Source organism: Sphingomonas montanisoli (assembly GCF_008274695.1).
Taxonomy (GTDB): domain Bacteria; phylum Pseudomonadota; class Alphaproteobacteria; order Sphingomonadales; family Sphingomonadaceae; genus Rhizorhabdus; species Rhizorhabdus montanisoli.
In genome coordinates this window covers 197106-218176 of record NZ_VTOU01000001.1, presented here as the reverse complement: position 1 = coordinate 218176, position 21071 = coordinate 197106, and the positions used below count along the sequence as shown (strand labels likewise).

Below are 21071 nucleotides of genomic sequence, written 5' to 3'. Positions count from 1 at the left end.
AAGGGGTTCCTTCTCAGTCGCGCTTGATGTCGAGGCCGGTCTTGTCGACGAGGCCGGAATAGGAGGAGGTGATCACCTTCTCGCCGGGATCGAGCCCGTCGAGCACCTCGATGAAATCGGAATTGCGGCGGCCGAGGCGGACGTCGCGACGCACCGCGCTCTTGCCGTCGGGCGCCACCACGAACACCCAGCTGCCGCCGGTGTCGTTGTAGAAGCTGCCGTTGGGGATCAGCCGCGCGCGGCTCGGGTCGCCCAGCGTCAGCCGGGTCTGGATCGTCTGGCCACGCTGCATGCCCTCGGGCTCGGCGCCCAGGAACCACAGGTCGACCTCGAACTCGCCATTCTTCACCTGCGGATAGATCTTGGCGACCTTCATCCGATACGGCTTGCCGTCGCGTTCGATCGTGGCGATCTGGCCCGGTTCGACGCGGCCGAGGTAGAATTCGTCGACGCCGGCGACGATCTTGGTGCGGCCGGGGCTGTCGATCTGCCCGATCCGCTCGCCTCGGCTCATCGACTGGCCGACCTGGATCGAAAAGGCGGTGAGCTGGCCCGCGACGGGCGCCCGCAGCTTCAGCTGTTCCAGATTGCCGCGCGCGATCGCGAGCGCGGACTGGAGCGAGTTGGCGGTGGCGCGCAATTGGGCGAGCTGGCTGGTCTGGAGCCGCTCGTCGGTCGCCTGCGCCTCACGCAGCACACGGTTGCGCTTCAGCTGATACTGATAGTCGTCGGTGGTATCGCGGAAGGTGCGGCCGGCGACGAAGCCCTTGTCGGCCAACGGGCGCTGGATCTCATATTGCCGCTTCGCCTTGTTCGCGTCGAGATCGGCCTGGATCAGATTGCGCTCATTCTCCAGCCGGTTGCGCGACAAGTTGAGTTCGGTCGTGCGCAGATTGTTGAGCTGCTCGGCCACCTCGGTTTCGCGCGCCAGCGTGGAGAGCTGGAGATCGGCGTTGGAGAGTTCGGCGAGAAGCTGCCCCTTCGTCACGGTCGCGCCATCCTCGACCAAAATCTTTTCGACCCGGCCGCCTTCGACCGCGTCGAGATAGACGGTGAGGAGCGGGGTTACGCGGCCCCGGAGCGGCAGGAAATCGTCGAAGGTGCCCGTCTTCACCGTCGAGACGGTCAGGCGGCTCGCATCGACCGTCTGGCTTTCCCCGCGCGGTGCGAACCACCAGGCGCCGATCAGCAGCAGGAGCGCGGCCACACCGCCGGCGATGATCCTGGTGCGCGTCGAAAGGCCACGCTTTTCGATCACGCGGTCCATGCTGCCGCCGGTCGGGGCGCTGCTCTGCGGTTCGGATTTCATGCGGAGAACGGTCATGCCGAATTATTACGCAAGCGCCGTGCCACTTGCTGCTGGTCAGGCGGCATAAGCCTTTCGTCGAAGCGCACTCGCCTGCGCTGTCCGTTTTCGGACAGTGGCGATGTCCGAAAGCGAACAGTCGTCCTTTCGCGACTGTCCGAAATCGGACATGCTGGGGATATGGGGGAATTGATGGCGAATGGCCGGTTCGATCTGGCGGTGGTGATCGACGACGATCAGGACATCCTGCTCGCCGCGCGCCTGGCGCTGCGCGACCATTTTGCCGAGGTGCTGACGACGCCGGTTCCCGAGGAGGGGCTGCGTCTTGTCGCCCAACGATCGCCGGACGTCGTCCTGCTCGACGCCAATTTCGCGCGCGGGGCGACCGACGGGAGCGAGGGCTTTCTGTGGCTCGACCGGATCGTCAAGGCCGATCCCGACGCGGTGGTTGTGCTGATCACCGCGCATGCCGGGGTGCAGATGGCGGTCGAGGCGATGAAGCGCGGGGCGACCGATTTCGTGTCGAAGCCGTGGCTCAACGAGCGTCTGGTCGCCACGGTCAGCACCGCCGCGCGCCTGCGCCGCTCGCGCCGCGCCACCGGGGTCGAGCGCGCGAAGCTCGCGACCTTGAGCGCAGCGGCGACGGCGACGCCTCTGCTCGGCACGTCGCCCGCGATGCGCCACGTCCATTCGCTGATCGAACGCGCGGCGCCGACCGAGGCGAATGTGCTGATCCTGGGCGAGAACGGGACCGGCAAGGAACTGGTTGCGCGCGAAATCCACAATCGTTCGCGCCGGGCATCGGCCGCGATGGTGTCGGTCGATATGGGTGCCGTGACCGAAAACCTGATCGACAGCGAGCTGTTCGGTCATGTGAAGGGCGCCTTCACCGATGCGCGCGCGGATCGGGTCGGGCGGCTGCAGGCGGCCGATGGCGGCACATTGTTCCTCGACGAAATCGGCAATCTGCCGCTCCATCTCCAACCCAAATTGCTCACCGCGCTCGAACAGAGGCAGGTGACGCCGGTGGGCGCGAACCGGCCTGTGCCGATCGACGTGCGCGTTGTCTCCGCCACCAATGTCGCACCCGACCGGCTGACCGACGAACGCGCTTTCCGCGCCGATCTGCTGTTCCGGCTCAACACGGTCGAGATCCATCTGCCGCCGCTGCGTGATCGGCGCGAGGATATCCCGCTGCTGCTCGCGCACTTCATCGATATCTATCGGCGTCGCTATGACGCGCCCGAACGCGAACTGCCGTCCGATCTGATCGCGGCGCTGCAGGAGCATGCTTGGCCGGGCAATGTTCGCGCGTTGCGCCATGCCGCCGAACGTGCGGTGATCCTTGCGCAGGGCGATGCCTATGAACTGGCCGACTTCCCGCTGGCGCGCGGGGCGACGCCTGTCCGCATCGCGCCCGAGAGCATTTCGGCCGAGACGGGCGATTTCAACCTGGAGCGCGCCGAGCGCCAGATGATCGAACGTGCGCTCAAGAAGCACGCTTACAATATCTCGGCCGCCGCGACCGATCTCGGCCTGACGCGCGGTTCGCTCTATCGGCGCATGGAAAAGCATGGGCTTTGATCGCAGCTTCTCGGCCGGGGTCGCGCTGCGGCTCGGCGCGATCGGGGCGACGATGTTCGCGTTGGTGGGCAGCGTGTCGCAATCGCTGGCCGCCACTGCGATCCTCTCGGCGCTCCTGCTGGTCGCGGCGGTGGCGAGCCTGTGGGCCTATGTCCGCCGCACCAATGTCGAGGTCGCGCGCTTCGTGCAGGCGCTGATGCACGGCGATCTGTCGCAGGGCTTTTCGACCGGGCGGAGGGGCGGGGGCTTCGAGATATTGGGGCGTCAGCTCGATGCCGCGATCCGCACCCTGCGTGACGAACGCGCCGCGGCGACCGATGCGGGGCGATTTCACGCGGCCCTGGTCGACGAGGCGCCGGTCGCGTTGTTGGTGATCGACGAGGATCGGGTCGAGCTTGTTAATCGCGCCGCGCGCAAGCTGTTCCATACCGACGCCGTCCGGATCGCGGATTTTGCGGGCTTCGGCGACGATCTGGTGGCGGCCCTGCACGGACGGGGGCGGCGGCTTGGGATCGTGTCGATCGATGGCAGGCCGCAGCGGGCGTCGATGCTTGCGACCCCGCTTCACCGCCTCGGCCGCCCGCTGCGCCTGCTGGCGATCCAGCCGCTCCATAACGAGATCGATGCTGTCGAAATGAGCGCGCAAGCCGATCTGGTCCGCGTGCTGACGCATGAGATCATGAACTCGATGACCCCGGTGACGTCGCTCGCGCGGTCGGCCGCGTCGCTGATGGCGGCTGCGCCCGCCGATCTGGCCGATGCGCGCATGGCGATCGAGACGGTGGCGCGCCGGTCCGAAGGGATCATGCACTTTGTCGAGGGCTATCGCGCCTTCATCCGATCGCCGGTCATCCATCCGTGCCGCTTCGCCGCGAAGGGCTGGGCCGAGGAGATGGGGCGGCTGTTCGCGGCGACGCCCGAAGGCGAGGGGGCGGGGCTCACAGTGTCGGTCGCACCCGACGATCTGATGCTCGATCTCGATCCCGATCTGATGGCGCAGGCGGTGCTCAACCTGATGAAGAACGGCGCCGAGGCAGCTTCTGGCGCAGGGCGGTCGCCACAGATCGGATTGACCATCGCGCGCGGCGCGGCCGGCATCGCGATCACGGTGGGCGACAACGGACCGGGCATTCCGCCCGACCTGACGAACGACATCTTCCTGCCCTTCTTCACGACCAAGGCGACCGGAACCGGCGTGGGCCTGAGCCTGGTCCGGCGCATCGTCACCGCGCATCGCGGCACCGTCGCGCTGCGCCACAGCGGCCCGGACGGAACGAGCATCGAAATCCTCGTCTGACCGCTATCGCCATTTGTGCGGTGCGTGATGCAAAAATGCGTTTAACCCGGTTCCCAAAAGTCGTTGGTCGCTCCGTCACGGCTTCGTCATAGCAGCGCGCCTGCCGCCCAAGCGGTGAAAAGCCGGGAAAATACTCGGGTTCTGGAGAGAGATGACGATCGGCGCGGGCGGCTGTCCCAGCGCGTCCCATCCCTGTGAAGCGTCGATTCAGGCGCGCAACATCGCCGGCACAGGCGAGACTTCATCTGGTTTTGAGAGGGTTTCATGGGCAAATTTTCGATTCAGCTTCAGGTTGCGCGCGTCTCCGCGATGGCGCTGGCGACGAGCTTGAGCATTCCCGCTTTCGCGCAGGACGCCGCCGTCGAGCCGGCCGCCGAGGAAGCGCCGCAGGGCGGCCTGCAGGACATCGTCGTCACCGCGCGTCGCGTTGAGGAACGCCTGCAGGACGTGCCGCTGTCGATCACGGCGATGAACGCCAAGACGCTGAACGACAACCGGATCAGCCAGGTGCAGGATCTGGGCGCGTCGGTGCCGAACCTGATCACCGGCAAGACCTCGATCCCCGGCGGTGGTCAGGTCGCGATCCGCGGCGTCAATGGGCAGAGCCTGCCGCGCATCGGCCTGGACAGCCGCGTCGGCGTCTATCTCGACGGCGTCTATCTGGCGCGTTCGCAGGGGCAGAGCTTCAACCTGCCCGATATCTCGCGCATCGAAGTGCTTAAAGGTCCGCAGGGCACTTTGTTCGGCCGTAACGTGACCGCAGGCTCGATCAACATCGTGACCGCGAACCCGACCGGCAAGTTCGGCGCCACGCTGGAAGCCGGCCTCGGCAGCCGCGATCGCCGCCGCTATCGCGCGACGGTCGACTTCCCCGAGTTCAACGGCCTGTCGCTGCGCGTCAGCTATATGCACGACGAACGGGAAGGCGATTTCAAGAACCGCGCTGCAGGCTTCCGTCCGGGCCCGGTGCTGATCAGTGTACCGGCGGTCGCCGCGACGGCCACCACGCCGGCGAGCGATGCGTTCAACTTCGCCTACACCCCGAAGAAGGCGGCGAGCAGCTTCGGTTATCTGAACAGCGATAACGTGTTCGTGGCTGCGCGCTACGAAGGGATCGACGGCCTGACCGCCGATTACAAGTTCGATTACAATCACCAGCTCGAAGCCAACGCCACCCAGAATATCCAAGGCTATTCGCGCGGCGGCAGCTGCGTGGCGGCGGCGATCGCGCTGGGCGGCAGCGTGAACCAGTGCGGCGCGGGATCGATCACCACGCCGGGCTTCACCAACGGCGTCATCTCGCGCCCCGGCACGATCACCAATGTTGGTGGCATTCGCGGCAATTTCGACTCGGTCGGCGCGCAGGACTTCTCGCTCGGCTTCCGCCGTCCGGGCGCCAAGGCGGAGCCTTATACCGCGCCGGCGCTGATCCGGTCCTACGGCCACAATCTGACGCTCAACTACGAAGCGGCGGATTATCTGACCGTGAAGAGCATCACGGCCTATCGCAACCTGAAGACCCAGGTGCAGCAGAATGGCGATGGCGGCCAGTTCACGCTGATGAACGAGTTCCTGACTGCGGTGAACCCGGCGCTGTATCCCGCGTCGCGCTTCCCCGCCGGGCAGAACACCCTGTTTCCGCTCGGCTATGCCTTCCAGGGGCAGGAGCAGCGCCAGTTCTCGCAGGAATTGCAGGGCTTTGGCAGCGCGACCGAATGGCTCGATTACTTGGTCGGCCTTTATTACTTCAAGGAGAAGGGGTTCGCCTATCAGTTCGGTTCGAACGCTAATGCGACCTCGCCGGGCGGCATCATCGCCGCGCTCAACGGCACCAACGGCATTCCGGTGATCCAGCCCAATGGCGGTCTGAACAACTGGGGCATCGGTTCGACGCTGGCGGGCGATTACAACCACTCGACTTCGGAATCGCAGGCGATTTTCGGGCGCCTGACGGTGAAGCCCGTCGAGCAGGTCGATATCGTGCTGGGCGGCCGCTACACCAAGGATGAGAAGACGGGCAGCATCCCGCAGTTCATGGCGAACTTCCTCGATGCCGATCCGCTGGTGCAGCCGGGCCGTCAACAGGTGTCGGCCTTCCTGCGGCAGAAGTTCGACAAGTTCACCTACGACGGCACGATCACCTATCACTTCTCGCGCGATGCCAACATCTATGCACGTTATGCGACCGCCTATCTGGCCGGCGGCGCGATCCGCAACGTGCCGTTCGAACCGGAAACGACCAAGGCCGGCGAAATCGGCTTCAAGTCGGAACTGTTCGATCGCAAGGTCCGCTTCAACACTGCGGCTTTTTATCAGTCGAGCAAGAACTCGCAGTTCAACCGCACCTCGCCGATCCCGGTGGTCCTGCCCGGTCAGACGGCGATCACGAACGTGACGGCCACGCAGCTGCTCAACCTCGGCTCGGCCAAGGTGAAGGGCTTCGAGGCCGAACTGACCGCCGCGCCGATCGACGGGCTGACGCTCAACGGCAGCGTCGGTTACGCCAAGCAGACCTTCGCTTCGCCCTTCGCGGGTGTCGCGCCGGGCAAGCCGATCGCGCCCGAATGGACGCTGCAGGGTTCGGTCCAGTACGATACGCAGCCGATCATCGGTGACGCCTATTTGTCGATCCGCCTCGATGCGAACTACCGCTCGCATTACGAAGCGCAGACCATTCCGACGACCCCGGCGCTGGGTCTGCCGCGCGAACTGCTGGCGCTTTACGGCCTGCCCACCGCAACGGCGGCGGACGTCGCGGCGAGCACGCAGACTTACACCGATCTTCTGGTGAAGAACGGACGTCTCGGCGGCTTCTGGTTGGCGAATGCGCGCATCTCGCTGGTCGATGTTCCGATCGGCGGCACCAAGGGGCGCATCTCGGGCTACGTCCGCAACATGTTCAACGAAAAGCACGGCCTGTCTTACCTCGCCTTCTACGGCATATCGGCGGGCGGCACCTTCGTCGAGCGGCGCAGCTTCGGCCTCGATCTCAGCGTCGAATTCTAAGCCTCGCCTGCCGAGTAGATGGGCCGTCGTTGCGATTGCAGCGGCGGCCTTTCTCGTGTCTGAAGGCGGCGACTGTGAGAGGACGCCCATGACCATCACCATGTACGGCATCAAGAATTGCGACACGATCAAGAAGGCGCGCGATTGGCTCGCCGATCAGGGCAAAGCTTATGACTTTCACGATTACAAGGCGTCGGGCGTCGATGCCGCGACGCTCGGTCGCTGGGCCGATGTCGTGGGCTGGGACGTGCTGCTGAACAAGGCGGGCACGACCTTCAAGAAGCTGCCCGATGCCGACAAGGCGGGGATCGACCGCGACAAGGCGATCGCGCTGATGGTGGCGCAGCCTTCGATGATCAAGCGACCCGTGCTGGATGCCGACGGCAAGCTGATCGTCGGGTTCAAGCCCGACATTTACGCGCGCGAGCTGGCGAGTTCCTGACGGGCGCGGGCGGGAGGCATATCGGCAGTGGTCGTCCGGTTGCGGCCCGTCTGCTTCGATGCATAAAGCGCCTGATCGGCGCGCTTGATCAGGGTCGCGAGCGTATCGAGGGGCGCGAGCTGAGTTAGGCCGAAGCTCGCGGTGATCTGGATCGGCAGACCGGCGATCGCGAGCGCCATCACGTCGCGCCGCAGGTTTTCGACCTCGCCATGCACGTCGGTCAGGTCGCGGCCCGGGAAAAACAGCAGGAATTCCTCACCGCCGTAGCGGCCGTGGAGTGGCTTTGAACCATGCCGTTCGAACAAGAGCGAGATGTTGCACAACACCTCGTCGCCCAGCGCATGGCCGAAGCGATCGTTGATATATTTGAACTGATCGAGATCGCACAGCGCCGCGCACAGCGGCGTGCCGGCGGTGCGGGCCTCGTCGATCACGCGCCGGCCAGTTGCCTCGATCGCGCGGCGATTGGGCGCGCCCGTCAGCGAGTCCGTCTCGGCGGTGCGACGGAGCCGATCGGCCAGGTCGCTCGCCAGCAGATACAGTGCGAACATGCCGAGCGCGACGGTCATCGCCGGCAAGCCAATGAACACGACGAACATATAGACGTTTTCGAGGAATGCGTCCGGCTCCCGTCCCCGCAGGAACAGTGCGACGCCGCCGATCGTCTCGGTGGTTACCATGAGAAGGCTGGTGACGATCATCGGCCGCTCGCCCAGCAACAGCTTCCGGCCGGGACGCCACATGGCGGCGGTGCCCCAGACGATCATGCTCGACGCCAGGAGCGGAACGATGGCGCCGCGTGCGCCTTTGTTTGGGTCGACCAGCGAGAAATAGAGCGTCAGCGCGAGTGTCAGCACCTGCACCGCCGCGTAGATCCAGATCTTTGGCGGCAAACCGACCCGTACCCGCATTCCGGCCGCCGCAAACATCGTACCGAGCGTACCAAGCGCATTGAGCAGGCACAGCAGCGCCACGCTGTCGCGAAAGAGCGCGAGGTAGAGGACGTCGACAATATACATGACGACATTGCAGCAGAACGCCGCCGCAAGCAGGCGCGCGACAAGCGGCTGCCCCAGGCTGCGCGCAGCGAGCAGCAATGCGGTCGCCACCAGCACGTTGACCATCAACAGGATCGTCAGGATGAAGAAATCGGTCGACACGTGTGTCTATGCAGCCCCCAAGATGCTTCGCCCGTCATAATGCGCATCGCGCGCTACTCAATCGGGATTGTGCCCGTCACGTCGTAGGTTAAGGCGAATCTGCAATCGATTCGTCTCTTTCTGGGAACAACTGATGAGCCGTCGCCTGATTTCGTCCGGATCTCCTTTTGAGAAACAGGCTGGCTACAGCCGGGCACTGGTCGACGGCGACTGGGCGTTCGTCGCTGGGACGACCGGCTATGATCCCGAAACCCGCATCATGCCGGCCGATGTCGCCGATCAGGCGCGCAACGCTATCGCCGTCATCGCGGCTGCGCTGACCGAAGGCGGCTTTGCGCTGGAGGATGTCGTGCGCGCGACCTATTACATCACCGACGCGGCTTATTGGGATGCAGTGGTACCGGTGCTGGGGAAGGCGTTCGGCGAAATCCGGCCAGCGGCGACATGCCTTGTCACGGGATTGATCAAGCCCGAGATGAAGATCGAGATCGAGGTGACCGTGCTGCGCCGCCGTTGATCAGTTCCCCGCTACGCGATGCGCGAACGCGGTGACGTCGGCCAGGCTTGGCGCGTTGCCGCGAAACGGCTTGGCCAGCGCGGTGACGATGCCTACGTGGCCCGTACCTTCATAGACCTTCAGTTCGGAACGAGCGCCCAGTTCGCGCAGCCGCCGGTCGAGATTGATCGAGTTCTTGGGCCACACGGTATCGTCCTTCGACCCGTGCAGCAGCAGCATCGGCGGAGCGGAAGCGGCGGCGAAATGGATCGGCTGCGTTTCATCCAGGCGGGGCCATTGCCCGAACGTCTTGACCGGGATCGGGCCATCGAGCGGCAAGAAATCATAGGGACCGGCAAGCCCCGCAAAGCCTTTCACCGCCGCGCGATCATCGCCCAGCCACTGCGGGTCCAGCGCGAGCATCGCGGCATTGTAGGCACCCGCCGAATGGCCGGCCAGGACGATCCGGCCCGAATCGCCGCCATAACGGCCGATATTCGCGACCGTCCAATGGAAGGCGGCGGCGCAATCCTGCAGGAAACCGGGGAAATAGACTTCGGGTACCAGCCGGTAATCGGCGATGACCACGACGAAGCCCGATGCCGCCAGCGCGCGGCCGGCAAAGGCGTAACCATCCTTGGTGCCATTTGCCCACGATCCGCCGTAGATGAAGAAGATCACCGGCTTCGGCTTGCCAGCGGGCATGTCGCGCGGCGCATATATGTCGAGCGTGCGGCGTGGGCCTACGCCGTAGGGCACATTGGTCGCGACTTCGCGGCTGCCGCCATCCTTGGGCAGGATGGCGTCGAAGGTCTTGAGCGGCGAACAGGCACCCGCAATCAGGGTGCCGACGACCAGCACCGCCAGCCCGATCAATGTTAAGCGCATCATTCCCCGCATGCTATTCGGCTCACCCCGTCAGATACGGCTGATGGCGTGAATTGGTTGTGGAGGGAAGGGGCGTGGCCTTTCTTCGCATGTGCCTCTAACAAGCCGCCGAAGATTCGAAGCAGAAAGGCTCCTCCATATGTCCCAACCGCTCAAGGTCGCGCTCGCCGGGCTCGGCACCGTCGGTGGGGGCGTCGTCAAGCTGCTCGACGAAAATCGCGAGCTTATCGAGCGTCGCGCGGGGCGCGCGATTGAGGTGGTCGCGGTGACGGCGCGCGATCGGACACGCGATCGCGGGCTCGATCTCAACCGCTTCGCCTGGGTCGACGATGCCGCCACGCTTGCAGCCGCTCACGACGTCGATGTGGTGGTCGAGTTGATCGGCGGGTCGGATGGCCCTGCGCTGACGCTGGCGCGTGAGACGCTGGCGGCGGGCAAGCCCTTCGTCACCGCGAACAAGGCGATGATCGCGCATCACGGCCTCGAGCTTGCCGGCCTGGCCGAACAGCGCGGCGTCGCGCTGAAATATGAAGCAGCGGTTGCCGGCGGCATCCCGGTGATCAAGGGGCTGCGCGAAGGCGCGGCCGCCAACGAGATCGCGCAGGTCTTCGGTATCCTCAATGGTACCTGCAACTATATCCTGACCGAGATGGAGGAGAAGGGCAGCGACTTCGCCGACGTCCTCGCCGAAGCACAGCGGCTCGGCTATGCCGAGGCCGATCCGAGCTTCGACATCGACGGTGTCGATGCGGCGCACAAGCTGGCGATCCTCGCCAGCCTCGCCTTCGGCACCGCAGTCGATTTCAAGAATGTCGCGATTACCGGCATCCGCCACGTCATCGCCGCCGACATCAAGGAAGCCGCCGCTCTCGGTTTCCGCATCCGCCTGGTCGGGCAGGGTGAAGCGAACACCAAGGGACTGTTCCAGCGCGTCCACCCCTGCCTGGTGCCGCTGAGCCATCCGCTCGCGCATGTCTCGGGCTCGCTCAACGCCGTCGTCGCGCACGGCAATTTCGTCGGCCGGCTGTTTTTCCAGGGCCGCGGCGCGGGTGAGGGGCCGACTGCCTCCGCCGTGGTCGCCGATCTGATCGACATCGCGCGTGGCGAGACCGGCCCGGCCTTCGCAATGCCGGTTGCAGCACTCAGCCGCGCCGAGCCGGCTTCGGCCGACGATCGACGCGGCCGCGTCTATCTGCGCTTCACCGTCGCCGATCGTCCCGGCGTGCTCGCCGAAATCGCTGCCGCGATGCGCGACGCCGGCGTATCGATCGAAAGCCTGATCCAGCGTGGGGCGGCGGCGGACGGCAACGTGCTGATCGCGATCGTGACCCACGTCGCGCCCGAAAAATCGGTCACGCAGGCGCTCGAGCGGCTCGAAGGATCGCAAAGCCTCGTCGCTTCGCCGATGCTGATGCACATATTGGAAGAATAAGCGCGGCGCGCTTCTCGACATTGTAACGGGCGTGTCCTAATCGCTCGGACTTCCACGCCAGTTTAAAGGGGCTTTTCGCTATGAGTAAGGCAGGTAACGCGCTCGATCGAGTTCTTGTTCTCGAAATGGTGCGCGTGACCGAGGCCGCCGCTATAGCCGCCTCCAAGCTGGTCGGTCGCGGCGACGAGAAGGCCGCCGACCATGTCGCGGTCGAAGCGATGCGCGCCGCGTTCAACGAACTCGACTTCGACGGCACCGTCGTGATCGGCGAGGGCGAACGTGACGAAGCCCCGATGCTGTACATCGGCGAGAAGGTCGGCACCGGCAAAGGCCCGAAGATCGACATCGCGCTCGATCCGCTCGAAGGCACCACGCTGACTGCCAAGGCCTATCCGAACGCGCTCGCGGTGCTGGCGATCGCGGAGGAAGGTGGCCTGCTCAACGCGCCCGACACCTATATGGACAAGATCGCGATCGGGCCGGGCTACGAAAAGGGCATCGTCAGCCTCGCCAAGACCCCGTCGGAGAACGTCAAGGCATTGGCCGCTGCCAAGGGCGTGCAGCCCGACGAGATCATCGCCTGCGTTCTCGACCGCCCGCGCCATGAAAAGCTGATCGCCGAACTGCGGTCGCTTGGCTGCGGCGTCGTGCTCATTCCCGACGGCGACGTTGCGGGCGTGATCGCGTGCACCAATCCTGATACGACGATCGACATCTACATGGGATCGGGCGGCGCGCCGGAAGGCGTTCTGGCGGCGGCGGCGCTCAAGTGCGTCGGCGGTCAGTTCCAGGGTCGGCTGATCTTCCGCAACGATGAAGAGAAGGCGCGCGGCAAGAAGTGGGGTGTCACCGACTTCGACCGCATCTATGATCTCGACGATCTGGTGAAGGGCGATGCGATCTTCGCGGCGACCGGCGTCACCGACGGTTCGTTCCTCGACGGCGTCAAGATCCGCAAGGGCTGCATCACGACCGAGAGCGTGGTGATGCGCGCGTCGTCGGGCACCGTGCGCCGCGTTCGTGGTGAACACCGCAAGGCTTGACCTAAGAGCTTGACCTCTCGGGGCCGGGCGCTACAGCCGCCCGGCGCCAGAGGATCGGGCGATCGCCGCGGCGGCTTTATGGCTTCCGGGGAGGAAAGTCCGGGCTCCAAGGAGTGACGGTGCCGGGTAACGCCCGGCGGGGGCGACCCCAGGGACAGTGCCACAGAAAGCAGACCGCCCGGCGGCCCTCACGGGTCCGGGTAAGGTCGAAAGGGTGCGGCAAGAGCGCACCGCGGGCCCGGTAACGGGAACGGCATGGTAAACCCCACCGGGAGCAAGATCGAATAGGGACGGCATATGGGCTACTCCGCCCGGTCGTCCGGGTTGATTGCTGGAGGCCGTGTGCGAGCGCGGTCCTAGAGGAATGATCGCCCATCCGCCCTCGGGCGGTGGACAAAACCCGGCTTACAGATCCTCTGGCGCTTTTCTCCGTCTCGCGCGTTTCCCCGTCTCCCATTCCAAAGGAGACGACGCATGGCCGATCTTTCGAGCATCAAAGAGCATTTCGAAGTCATCGGGGCCGATGGCGTCCATGTCGGCACGGTCGACCATGTCGACGGTGATCGCATCAAGCTGACCAAGAAGGACAGCGGCGAAGGCAGCCACAAGGGCCATCATCATTATATTTCGGGCGGCCTCGTCGCGGGTGTCGAGGGCAACAAGGTGCGCCTGTCCGCCAATGGCGACGTGGCGGTGACGTTCGAAGAAGAAGCCTGACGCCTTCCCGCAAGATCCGTCATTGCGAGCGTAGCGAAGCAATCCATTCCGCAGTTCGGAGTGGATTGCCGCGTCGCCGCAAGCGGCTCCTCGCAATGACGAGCGTGTGGGGCGATTGTATCTTTCCGACCACCCCTTATCTTCTGCACCAAAGGAGATCAGGTGATGGCGGAAGAGATCGCGACGCTCGCAGGCGGGTGCTTCTGGTGCGTCGAGGCCGTGTATGACGACGTGATCGGCGTCAAATCGGTCGAAAGCGGATATATCGGCGGGCACGTGCCCGATCCGACCTACAAAGCGGTTTGCAGCGGCACGACGGGCCATGCTGAGGCGATCCGGGTCACATTCGATCCGGAGGTGATCAGCTATGGCGAACTGCTCGACATCTTCTTCCACGTCCATGATCCCAGCCAGCTCAACCGCCAGGGCAATGACGTCGGCACACAATATCGCAGTGCGATCTTCCCGCATTCGCCCGAGCAGGAAGCCGAAGCCAAGGCCGCGATCGAGCGAGCGCGGCCCGATTGGGATCGTCCGATCGTGACGACAATCGAACCTGATGCGCCGTGGTATATCGCCGAGGACTATCACCAGGAATATTTCGCCCGCGAAGGATCGAACAACGGTTATTGCGTCGCCGTGGTCGCGCCCAAGCTAATGAAATTCCGTAAGAGTTATGCGAACCGGCTGAAGAACGCCGCGACCGCCTGATCGATCTATATCAGCGTATTAGCCGTGGCGAAGGCCGCGAAAGCCACAATGGTTGCGGCTTTCGCGGCCTTTGTGGCTTTCGATATAGTGAATTTGCGACTTGTGATCGTCATTGCGAGAAGCCGAAGGCGACGAAGCAATCCAGGCACGAACTAGAGATGGTCGCGAACCTCTCTTCTGCGGGCCTGGATTGCTTCGCTGCGCTCGCAATGACGAGAAGGTAAGTTAACGGACTCGGCGAGAAGGTAAGTTAACGGATTCGGGGCGAAGGCATCCGAGTCCAATAGAACAAAAAGAGAACAATATCAAGGCCGGGGTGCGGCGGCCCTGTTCAGGCGGTCGTTGATCGCCGCGCCGAGGCCGTCGTGCGGGATGGGGGCGACCGCAATGGCGGGGGCCGGGGATGCATCGGCAATGTGAAGCAGATCGAACAGGCGCGCAGCGGCCTGCTGGAGATCGCCTGCAGCGGACAGCGAGACATCGCCCGCGACCGGGCCGAAACCGATCAGATATTCGCCATCCTTCGCCGTGGTCGCGTCGAGCCGGACGGGCTTGGAGGGGGCGTAATGGCTGGCAAGCTGGCCGGGTGCCTCGATCGCGCCGCTTTCTGCCGTGTCGACTGGCGCGAACTCGGCCAGCATTTCGGCCGTGATCGGGCCGGGGCGGAGGAGGCGGAGGCTGTCGCTCTCGACCGCGACGATCGTGGATTCGACGCCGGCCTCGGTCGCACCTGCGTCGAGGATCAGCGGCAGCCGGCCGTCGAGCGTGCGGGCGACATGTTCCGCGCGGGTGGGGCTGATCGATCCGCTGGCATTTGCGGAGGGCGCGGCGAGAGGGCGATCGGCCGAGGCGATCAGCGCGCGCATCACCGGATGGGCGGGCATGCGGATCGCGACGGTGGACAGGCCGGCCGTTACGAGGCTGGCGATCGGGGCGCCGTCACGCAGCGGCAGGACCATTGTGAGCGGGCCGGGCCAGAAACGGTCGGCGAGGCGATTGGCGAGGGGGGCGAAGGCGGCGATCCGATCGGCCATAACGCGATCGGCGACGTGGAGGATCAAAGGATTGAAGCTGGGGCGTCCCTTGGCGGCGTAGATCGCGGCGACGGCTTCGCCCGAGGTCGCATCGCCCGCGAGGCCATAGACGGTCTCGGTCGGCACCGCGACGATTTCGCCCGCGGCGATCAGGCGCGCGGCTTGGGCGATGGCGTCTTCGGTGGCGGGGAGGGTGCGGGTGATCATTGCCTGCCCGCTATCATCCTGCACTCGTCATTGCGACCCCGGGCTTGACCCGGGGAAGCAATCCAGGCCCGAGCTAGGCGAGGTTCGCGACATTCTCATGTGCGGACTGGATTGCCGCGTCGCCTTCGGCTCCTCGCAATGACGAGGAGAGTGAGAGGACGTCAGCTGACCTTGTCGAGCAACTCGGCGGGCTCGATGCGAAGGCGGCGCATCTGATCGACCACGCGGGGCCATTGTTCGTCGAGAAACTGCGCGCGCGCCTCTCGGCGGAGGCGTTCGCTGGCACCTTCGGCGACGAACATGCCGACGCCGCGGCGGACGACGACCAGATCTTCGTCCTGAAAACCCTGGTAGGCCTTCGCAGCCGTCAGCGGGTTCGCGCCATGCTGTGCCGCGAAAGCCCGCACCGAGGGCAGGGCATCACCGTCTCCGTAAACGCCGTCGAGAATCGATTCCGCGATGATATCGCGCAGGCGGAGATAGACGGGGCGATCTTGCGAACTCATGCCGTGACACTGTGCTAACACAGCACGCCGCGTCAACCGCTATCCACCTTTCCACGTCGAAACGACAGCTTCATACGTCGGACGGGGGCGCTCCTCGAGTGGCTTGATCTGCGTGCCGATGAACACGAAACCGGCGATGCGATCATTGGGTTTTCCGCCCAGTGAGACGAGGACGTCCTCGTTGAAGGCGGGCCACGCTGTCAGCCAGTTGCCCGCGAATCCCTGCGCGTGTGCCGCGACGAGCATGGTCATGCAGGCAGCACCCGCCGACAATTCCTGTTCCCAGACCGGGATCTTGCTGCCGGCGACGGGGGTGGAAAGGATCGCGACCATCGTCGGCGCCTGTTGGGCGAACTGATCCATCGCTTCGAGTTCGAGCCGGCCGGCGCCCGGAGTCGCCTTGAGATAGGCGGTGCGCAGCATCGCGGCGAAGGCATCGCGCCGGTCGAGCGGGACCACCACGAAGCGCCACGGCGCCAGCTTGCCATGGTCGGGCACGCGCATCGCGGCCTCCAGAATCTGGCGCAACTGCGCGTCGTCGGGGCCGGGCGCGGCGAGGTCGCGCGCCTTGCCTGAGCGGCGCGTGGCGAGCAGAGCGGCGGTGCTGGAGAGGTCGTTGAACATGACGCCGTCTCTATCAATGCCACCGATCTGCAACAACCGGCTTCACAGCGCGTCGCGACGTGCCTAGTTTGCTGACCCCATGAGACGCGCCGCCCCGAATGGAGGCCAGAGCGCACAAAGGGAGTCTTCATGGTCGACACGCCAACCGCGGACAATCCGCGCGAGCCCGACATTTCGCATGTCAATCCAACTGACGAGAAAACCTGGTTCGGGCACCCCCGACAACTCGCCAGGCTTTTCACGACCGAGGCGATGGAGCGCTTCGGCTTCTACGGTATGCGCGCGCTGCTCGCGCTCTACCTCAGCAAGCATTTTCTGTTCAGCGATCAGACGACCAACGGCCTCTATGGCGGTTTCACCGCGCTCGTCTATCTAACGCCGCTGGTCGGCGGCATGATCGCCGACCGCTATCTCGGCTCCAAGCAATCGGTGAAGTTCGGCGCGATCCTGATGTCGCTTGGCTATCTCACGCTTTGCTTCGGCGGGCCGACTGCCAAGCCCTATGCCACGATCGAAGGCCAGCGTTACGAAGTCGTCGTCGGCGAAAGCGGCGCCCAGTCGGTGGTCGATGGCGGGCGGCAGCTGGCGATCAAGGGCCAGGATGACGGCTCGGTCCAACTGGTCGCACCCGATGGCAGCGTGGCGCGCACGGTCGCCAAGGGCGGCTTCGCCTCGGGCGCAGATCGCAGCCATTTCTACACGATGCTGACACTGATTGCGCTGTCGATGGTCACGATCGGCAACGGCTTCTTCAAGCCCAATATCTCGACGATCGTCGGCGCACTCTATGCCGTCGGGGATCGACGACGCGATGCCGGCTTCACGATCTTCTACATGGGCATCAACCTGGGGTCGCTATTCTCGCAGATATTGTGCCCCTTCCTCGCCGTTGCCGTGGGCTGGTGGGCGGGCTTCGGCCTCGCCGCGATCGGCATGATGCTGTCGTGGGCGCTGATCCAGTTCTCCGGGGCTCAGCTTGCGGGCTATGGCGATCCGCCGGCGGGCGCCAGCGGACGCAATTTGTGGATCTATGTCGGCGCGGTTCTGGCGGTGCCGGTCGCGTGGTTCCTGTTCGTCAACCTGATGAACGCGCCGGCGGCGGCCGAGGGATCGGGGATCGTCGGCTATCTCATCGCGCTGCCGCTGATGGGCAAGGTGCTGTTCACGACCTTCCTGATCGCCGTCATCGCGATCCCGATCTGGTCGCTCAAGGTCGGCAACAAGGTCGAGTTCCAGATGATGCTCGCTGCGATCGTGCTGATCGTGTTCAACGTCGTATTCTGGACCCTGTTCGAACAGGCGGGCTCGTCGCTCACCCTGTTCGCCGATCGCAACACCGATCTGTCGGTCTTTGGCCTGTTCACGATGACGGCGGGGCAGACCCAGTTCTTCAATGCATTGTTCATCGTCCTGCTGGCGCCGCTGACCTCGGTGCTGTGGAATGCGCTCGGCAAGCGTGGGTTGGAGCCGTCGATCCCGATCAAGTTCGCGATCGCACTGGCGGGCGTTGGCCTGGGTTTCCTCGCGCTCGTGTGGGGCACCAAATATGCCGGGCCTGATTTCAAGGTCACGGTCTGGTGGCTGGCCTTGCTCTACCTCATCCACTCGGCGGCCGAATTGTGCATCTCGCCGGTGGGCCTGTCGATGATCACCAAGCTGTCGATCGCCCGCGTGGTGGGCCTGATGATGGGCGTGTGGTTCCTGTCGATCAGTTGCGCGCAATATGTCGCAGGCGTCGTCGCCCAGGTGGCCAGTGTCGAGACGGTCGGCGGCCAGGTGACCAACCTGAAGGTCAGCCTGGAAACCTATGCGGGTGTATTCCAGACTATCGGTATCGCATCGGTGGTGATCGGTGGTGTGCTGTTCGTCCTCTCCCCTGTGATCAAGAAGTGGATGCACGGTGTCCAATAAGCTCACGCTGGCGATCGTCGTCGCCCTCTCGCTCGCGGCGTGCGGGCAGGCGGCCAAGCCCAGGTCGGCCGCGTCCGATGCGCCGCCGCCGGGCAAGGGGAAGGGGTTCAACCACGATCCCTTCCCGTCGACCTACCACGCCTATCCGGGTGTCCCGACCGCGCTGGTCGGGGCGACCGTCTATGACGGGGAGGGCAGCCGGATCGATAACGGCACCGTCCTCTTCGCGGACGGCAAGGTGACCGCGGTCGGCGGGGCGGACCTCGCCATTCCGGCGGGCTCCACCGTGATCGACGGCAAGGGCAAGTGGGTGACGCCGGGCGTCATCGACATCCACAGCCACCTGGGCGACTATCCGTCGCCGGGCGTGCAGGCGCTATCCGATGGTAACGAGGCGACCGGCCCCGTCACCGCCGACGTGTGGGCCGAACATAGCGTGTGGCCGCAGGATCCGGGCTTCAGCCGCGCGCTGGCAAACGGGGGCGTGACGACGCTGCAGATCCTGCCGGGTTCGGCGAACCTGATGGGCGGCCGATCGGTGCTCCTCAAGAACGTCTATGCGCGCACGGCGCAGGGGATGAAGTTCCCCGGCGCGCCCTACGGCCTCAAGATGGCGTGCGGCGAAAATCCGAAGCGCGTCTACGGTTCGAAGGGGCGCCAGCCATCGACCCGCATGGGCAATATCGCGGTCGATCGCCAGACCTGGGCGAAGGCCGCGGAATATAAGCGCAAGTGGGACAAATATGAGGAGAAGGGCGGCGAGCCGCCCGCGCGCGACATCGCGATGGACACGCTGATGGGCGTGCTGTCGGGCGAAATCCTGATCCAGAACCACTGCTATCGCGCCGACGAAATGGCGAACGTGATCGATATGTCGAAGGAGTTCGGCTACCACGTCTCGGCATTCCATCACGCGGTGGAGGCGTACAAGATTGCCGATCTGCTGAAGGCGAACGGCGTCTGCGCGTCGGTATGGGCCGACTGGTATGGCTTCAAGATGGAAAGCTATGACGGTATTCCGGAGAATCTCGCGATCCTCCAGAAAGCCGGCGCGTGCGTCACGATCCATTCGGACGATCAGAACGGCATCCAGCGGCTGAACCAGGAGGCGGGCAAGGCGCTCGCATCGGGCCGTCGCGCGGGGATCGAGATTTCGGACGAGTTGGCCTGGACCTGGCTGGCGATCGCGCCCGCCAAGGCATTGGGTATCGCGGACAAGACCGGCAGCCTGAAGGCCGGCAAGATGGCCGACGTGGTGCTGTGGAACGGCAATCCGTTCAGCGTGTACACCCGGCCCGAAAAGGTCTGGATCGACGGGGCGATGCTCTACGACGCCTATAATCCGAAGTTGCGTCCGATAAGCGACTTCGAGCTTGGCCAGCCCGGCGAGGGAGACGTGAAATGAAACATCTCCTTCTGGCAGCGGCGGCGCTGATCGCCGCACCGCTTTCCGCCGAGACGATCGCCATCACCGGCGGCACCGTCGCGATCGGCGACGGATCGCAGCCGATCCGGGGCGGCACCGTCGTCATCGCCAACGGCCGCGTCGTGGCGGCCGGGGCTGGCGTCGCGGTTCCGGCCGGCGCGCGTGTCGTCGATGCGACTGGCAAATGGGTGTCGCCCGGCATCGTCGCGCCGATCTCCACGCTCGGCATCGTCGACGGTTATGGCATGAACGAGACCAACGATGCCCGGACCAAGGGTTCGCCCTTCTCGGCGGCGATCGACGTTTCGACGTCGATCAACACCAGCGGGCAGGGGATCGCGACCGAACGATCGAGCGGCACCACGCGCGCCTTCGTGGTCCCGGCGGCGGGCAACACGATGTTCGGCGGGCAGGGCGCGGTGATCGACCTCGGCGCCGATGTCGATCCGGTGACGAAGCCCCGCGCCTTCCAATATGTCGAACTGGGCGAGGATGCGGGCGATCATGGCGGCGGCACCCGTCCGGCCGCTCACGTCCTGCTCCGCGCCGCCCTCGCTGCGGCGCAGAACCCCGCGCAGGCGGGGTGGCTCGATAAGGACTCGCTCATCACGAAGCAGGACGCGCTGGCGCTCGGCCCGGTGATCCGGGGCACGATGCCGCTGCTCGTCCATGTCGAGCGGGTGGCGGACATCCGCGCGGCGCTGGCGCTCAAGGCGGATTATCCGGCGATCAAGCTGGTGCTGGTCGGCGCGACCGAGGGCTGGCGCATCGCCGATCAGATCGCGGCCGCCAAGGTGCCGGTGATCGCGGCGGCGATCACCGACCTGCCCGAGCGTTTCGAAACGCTGGCGGCGACGCAGTCGAACGTCGGACGGCTGACGAAGGCGGGCGTTCTGGTCGCGATTTCCAACGTCGATGCGTCGGAGGGGCCGTACGAATCCTATCTGACCCAGTTCGCCGGCAATCTGGTGGCGATCACCAGGATCCCGGGCGCGACGGGGCTCGATTGGGGGCAGGCGTTCGCCACGATCACGTCGAAGCCCGCCGAGACGATCGGGATGGGTGGCGAGATCGGGTCGCTGCGTCCCGGCCGTCACGCCGACGTGGTGATCTGGGACGGCGATCCGCTCGAGATCGCATCGGCGCCGGTCGCAATCTGGATCGACGGCGTTGCTCAGCCGATGACAAGCCGCCAGACGCGCTTGCGTGACCGCTACCTCGACCCGACCGAGAAGGCGCTGCCCAAGGCGTACGAGTATTGAGAGGAGGGCGGAGCCTCTT

General features: G+C 65.1%; 18 protein-coding genes and 1 other RNA gene. 13 read left to right on the top strand and 6 right to left on the bottom strand.

All coding sequences use genetic code 11. From position 1 onward, the window contains the following. Positions 1-13 precede the first annotated feature (13 nt). Positions 14-1324 carry an efflux RND transporter periplasmic adaptor subunit gene (locus tag FYJ91_RS01130; protein ID WP_149520447.1) on the bottom strand — a complete coding sequence of 437 codons (1311 nt, stop codon included), beginning with the start codon at positions 1322-1324 and terminating at the stop codon, positions 14-16. 174 nt (positions 1325-1498) lie between these two features. On the opposite strand from FYJ91_RS01130, the gene FYJ91_RS01125 reads away from it, so the two are divergent. The 4 genes from FYJ91_RS01125 to FYJ91_RS01110 all read left to right on the top strand — a co-directional run bounded on the left by FYJ91_RS01125 (position 1499) and on the right by FYJ91_RS01110 (position 7635). Next, the gene (locus FYJ91_RS01125; protein WP_149520446.1) at positions 1499-2890 is read left to right on the top strand and encodes a sigma-54-dependent transcriptional regulator; all 1392 of its coding nucleotides are present in this window, start codon (positions 1499-1501) and stop codon (positions 2888-2890) included. Next, positions 2880-4187: a sensor histidine kinase gene (locus FYJ91_RS01120; RefSeq protein WP_149520445.1), complete on the top strand. Its 1308-nt coding sequence runs from the start codon at positions 2880-2882 to the stop codon at positions 4185-4187. The genes FYJ91_RS01125 and FYJ91_RS01120 overlap by 11 nt, the downstream gene beginning before the upstream one ends. 264 nt (positions 4188-4451) lie before the next feature. Continuing rightward, positions 4452-7193 carry a TonB-dependent receptor gene (locus FYJ91_RS01115; RefSeq protein WP_149520444.1) on the top strand — a complete coding sequence of 914 codons (2742 nt, stop codon included), beginning with the start codon at positions 4452-4454 and terminating at the stop codon, positions 7191-7193. Positions 7194-7281: 88 nt separating this feature from the next. Further along, positions 7282-7635: an ArsC family reductase gene (locus tag FYJ91_RS01110; protein WP_149520443.1), complete on the top strand. Its 354-nt coding sequence runs from the start codon at positions 7282-7284 to the stop codon at positions 7633-7635. Here the strand turns inward: FYJ91_RS01110 and FYJ91_RS01105 are convergent. Beyond that, a complete protein-coding gene (locus FYJ91_RS01105; protein ID WP_149520442.1) occupies positions 7608-8795 on the bottom strand; it encodes a GGDEF domain-containing protein in 1188 nt (395 codons plus the stop codon). The two genes, FYJ91_RS01110 and FYJ91_RS01105, sit on opposite strands and share 28 nt — an antisense overlap. Before the next feature lie 133 nt (positions 8796-8928). Between FYJ91_RS01105 and FYJ91_RS01100 the strand changes: the two genes are divergently transcribed. Further along, a complete protein-coding gene (locus FYJ91_RS01100) occupies positions 8929-9312 on the top strand; it encodes a RidA family protein (RefSeq protein ID WP_149520441.1) in 384 nt (127 codons plus the stop codon). On the opposite strand, the gene FYJ91_RS01095 is transcribed toward FYJ91_RS01100, so the two are convergent. Beyond that, a complete protein-coding gene (locus tag FYJ91_RS01095; protein ID WP_149520440.1) occupies positions 9313-10182 on the bottom strand; it encodes an alpha/beta hydrolase in 870 nt (289 codons plus the stop codon). Positions 10183-10318: 136 nt separating this feature from the next. Between FYJ91_RS01095 and FYJ91_RS01090 the strand changes: the two genes are divergently transcribed. The 5 genes from FYJ91_RS01090 to msrA all read left to right on the top strand — a co-directional run bounded on the left by FYJ91_RS01090 (position 10319) and on the right by msrA (position 14082). After that, the gene (locus FYJ91_RS01090) at positions 10319-11611 is read left to right on the top strand and encodes a homoserine dehydrogenase (protein ID WP_149520439.1); all 1293 of its coding nucleotides are present in this window, start codon (positions 10319-10321) and stop codon (positions 11609-11611) included. 80 nt (positions 11612-11691) lie between these two features. Beyond that, the gene (gene glpX / locus FYJ91_RS01085) at positions 11692-12654 is read left to right on the top strand and encodes a class II fructose-bisphosphatase (protein WP_149520438.1); all 963 of its coding nucleotides are present in this window, start codon (positions 11692-11694) and stop codon (positions 12652-12654) included. Between the two features lie 46 nt (positions 12655-12700). After that, an RNA gene (rnpB, locus tag FYJ91_RS01080) (RNase P RNA component class A) lies at positions 12701-13078 on the top strand. 50 nt (positions 13079-13128) lie between these two features. Continuing rightward, complete coding sequence (locus FYJ91_RS01075; RefSeq protein WP_149520437.1) at positions 13129-13371, top strand: DUF2171 domain-containing protein; 243 nt, start codon at positions 13129-13131, stop codon at positions 13369-13371. A gap of 165 nt (positions 13372-13536) precedes the next feature. Further along, positions 13537-14082: a peptide-methionine (S)-S-oxide reductase MsrA gene (gene msrA, locus FYJ91_RS01070; protein ID WP_149520436.1), complete on the top strand. Its 546-nt coding sequence runs from the start codon at positions 13537-13539 to the stop codon at positions 14080-14082. Between the two features lie 305 nt (positions 14083-14387). On the opposite strand, the gene FYJ91_RS01065 is transcribed toward msrA, so the two are convergent. The 3 genes from FYJ91_RS01065 to FYJ91_RS01055 form a co-directional block, all read right to left on the bottom strand. Further along, positions 14388-15323, bottom strand: coding sequence for an L-threonylcarbamoyladenylate synthase (locus FYJ91_RS01065; RefSeq protein ID WP_149520435.1), 936 nt, complete (start codon positions 15321-15323; stop codon positions 14388-14390). Between the two features lie 161 nt (positions 15324-15484). Then, entirely contained in the window at positions 15485-15829 is a 345-nt protein-coding gene (locus FYJ91_RS01060; RefSeq protein ID WP_149520434.1) for a GntR family transcriptional regulator, read from the bottom strand. 39 nt (positions 15830-15868) lie between these two features. After that, the gene (locus FYJ91_RS01055) at positions 15869-16453 is read right to left on the bottom strand and encodes a nitroreductase family protein (RefSeq protein WP_149520433.1); all 585 of its coding nucleotides are present in this window, start codon (positions 16451-16453) and stop codon (positions 15869-15871) included. A gap of 129 nt (positions 16454-16582) precedes the next feature. Here FYJ91_RS01055 and FYJ91_RS01050 point away from each other — a divergent pair, with 129 nt between their 5' ends. Genes FYJ91_RS01050 through FYJ91_RS01040 form a run of 3 tightly spaced genes read left to right on the top strand, consistent with a single transcriptional unit; the run spans position 16583 to position 21052 of the window. Then, on the top strand, positions 16583-18364 hold the full coding sequence (locus FYJ91_RS01050; protein WP_149520432.1) for a peptide MFS transporter: 1782 nt from the start codon (positions 16583-16585) through the stop codon (positions 18362-18364). After that, positions 18354-19769 carry an amidohydrolase gene (locus FYJ91_RS01045; protein WP_149520431.1) on the top strand — a complete coding sequence of 472 codons (1416 nt, stop codon included), beginning with the start codon at positions 18354-18356 and terminating at the stop codon, positions 19767-19769. The genes FYJ91_RS01050 and FYJ91_RS01045 overlap by 11 nt, the downstream gene beginning before the upstream one ends. Further along, positions 19766-21052 carry an amidohydrolase family protein gene (locus tag FYJ91_RS01040; protein ID WP_149520430.1) on the top strand — a complete coding sequence of 429 codons (1287 nt, stop codon included), beginning with the start codon at positions 19766-19768 and terminating at the stop codon, positions 21050-21052. Before FYJ91_RS01045 ends, FYJ91_RS01040 begins: the two co-directional genes overlap by 4 nt. The last annotated feature ends 19 nt before the right edge of the window (positions 21053-21071 follow it).